At 53.7% G+C, this 2,119-nt stretch carries 2 protein-coding genes and 1 pseudogene; all 3 read right to left on the reverse strand.

The window, feature by feature from the left end; all coding sequences use genetic code 11:
* Positions 1-15: 15 nt before the first annotated feature.
* The gene (locus COY37_RS08040) at positions 16-261 is read right to left on the reverse strand and encodes a hypothetical protein (protein WP_286679288.1); all 246 of its coding nucleotides are present in this window, start codon (positions 259-261) and stop codon (positions 16-18) included.
* 1 nt (position 262) lies between these two features.
* A complete protein-coding gene (locus COY37_RS08045; RefSeq protein ID WP_286679289.1) occupies positions 263-1,675 on the reverse strand; it encodes a Ni/Fe hydrogenase subunit alpha in 1,413 nt (470 codons plus the stop codon).
* 3 nt (positions 1,676-1,678) lie between these two features.
* Positions 1,679-2,119, reverse strand: a pseudogene (locus tag COY37_RS08050) (hypothetical protein); the annotation flags it as partial.

Raw genomic sequence — 2,119 nt, forward strand, 5'->3', positions numbered from 1 at the left:
GTTATAGAGAACCGTTTACCTGATGTAGCTCATCCAGGACGTGACTTTGCTTCTTGCGCCGGCTGCACCGAGCATACCGACGAACTTCTCGTCGCTTCCTATACATTCGAGAAACAACTTACAGCGCCCGTTCTCATCCATTCCCTTGCCCTCTCCCATGACACGCACCCGGGCTTTGGTAAAGAGTACGTTTGCCATAACGCCACCGAACGTCGACTCAATATCCGGCCTAATTTTCTCTTTTAGTTCATCGATTGTCATGTTAAGCTCTCCTAATCGAATCGAGCACAAGCCCGTCGTGGCTGTAGAGTGTAACCTCGAGCGGCATCTTCCCGATAGCGTGGGTGGCGCAGGAGAGACATGGATCATAGCACCGTGCCGCCATTTCAACCAGGTTTAGGACGCCCTCGTTGAGCTTCTTGCCTTTGATATTATCTTTTGCGGCCATCGCAATCGCGGTGTCGATCGCCTTGTTATTGTGCGTTGTCGGTACGATGAGGTTTGCCTTTACGAGCTTGCCGAAGTCATCGGCCTGATAATGATGAATGAGCGTGCCGCGCGGGGCCTCGACGACACCAACGCCCTCGCCGGCTTTTCTGTCAACCTTAACACGAACATCCTGGCTCATGATTTCATCATCCTGCAGAAGCTCTTTTATCTTCTCCGCCTTATATAAGAGTTCGATTACCCGTGCATAGTGATAATACAGTGAGCCGCTTAAGGGTTTTCCGTTGCCGATTGCCTTAAACTCATCAAACGCGACTTTTGCCTTTGGCGTGTCGATGTTCGTTGCAACGTTGAGCCTGGCCAGAGGTCCTACCCTGTAGGTTTCGCCCCCCGACTTCCAGTAGGGGAACTTGGCCCAGGAGTAATCCTCAACGGCTTCATCGATATAATTCGCATAATCCTGCGGTGAGAAATCGGCGACGATGGCGCCGTCTTTATCGACAACGCGGATTGCACCATCATACTCTTCAAACATGCCATCCTTAGTAAGGCCCATGTACAAGGAGTCAAAGTTTGCAAAAGACGGTGCAAGGTCGGCGTATTTAATAAAGAGGTCTTTCGCAATGTCAAGGGCCAGCTCGGCATAGGAGATCGCCTCGTCTGCGTCCTTGAGCATACTGTATCTGTCGTCGCCGGTGATAGACTTGCTCATGCCGCCGGGAATGGCGGTGACCGGGTGGATCGAGCTTCCTCCCACCCGCTCGACGATGTTCTTGCCGATCTTGCGCAGGCGGATTGCTTTTATGGCGAGGTCCTTGTTGGCCTCCACGATACCAAGGACGTTTCGCTTCAGCGGATCGGAGTCGGGCCCTAAAACAAAATCGGGTGCGGCCAGGAAGAAGAAGTGGAGCGCCTGGTCTTCAAGGCCCGAGCCGAGGATAAGAAGCTCGCGCAGCTTCTTTGCCGCCGCCGGTAGCTCGACATCAAAAACCGCCTCGCAGGCCTTAACCGATGCCAGGTGGTGTGCGGTCGGGCATATACCGCAGATTCGCGTTGTGATAAGGGGCATATCCCATACCATCCTGCCTTCGCAGAACTTCTCAAACCCCCTAAACTCCATGACGTGGAAGCGCGCCGACTCGACGGTCCCCGAGTCATCGAGGTGGATCGTTACCTTACCGTGTCCTTCTATCCTTGTCATCGGATCTATCGTTACTATATTTGCCATGTCCTACCTCCGAATCCTTCCCGGTACTTCCGAGATCGCCATCGAGTACCGGTATCCGGTGCCGACGATATCGTCCATAAACATCATTGCCCCGGCCGGAAGAATTGAAGCCAGGGAGTTAACCATCTTCGCTCCGACCTCGGTTATCCCCGGGGTCGGACCCCAACAGCCCCTGCACGGCATATTGGCTTTGCTGGGGCATTTCGAGTGACAGCCTTCTCTGGTAACAGGGCCCATGCATACAATCCCCTGCTCAAGGAAGCACTTTTCCGGGTCTATGGTATCAAGCTCCATAACAGCTTTTACGCCGTCGGTTACGAAATCCCGCTGCTGTATATAGAGTTCTTTTTTCACGCGGCTGCACTGGGCGCATTTGCCGCGACTTTGCTCAACCGGCTCCTCCCCGTTTATGAGAGCGAGCAGTGCGTTTTTAATGTCGGCGGG

This window comes from Candidatus Aquicultor secundus, assembly GCF_002791875.1.
Classification (GTDB): Bacteria; Actinomycetota; Aquicultoria; order Aquicultorales; family Aquicultoraceae; genus Aquicultor_A; species Aquicultor_A secundus.

Coding starts and splice junctions, on each gene's coding strand:
- COY37_RS08040 (WP_286679288.1), bottom strand. CDS start 261: ATGACAATCGATGAACTAAAAGAGAAAATTAGGCCGGATATTGAGTCG.
- COY37_RS08045 (WP_286679289.1), bottom strand. CDS start 1,675: ATGGCAAATATAGTAACGATAGATCCGATGACAAGGATAGAAGGACAC.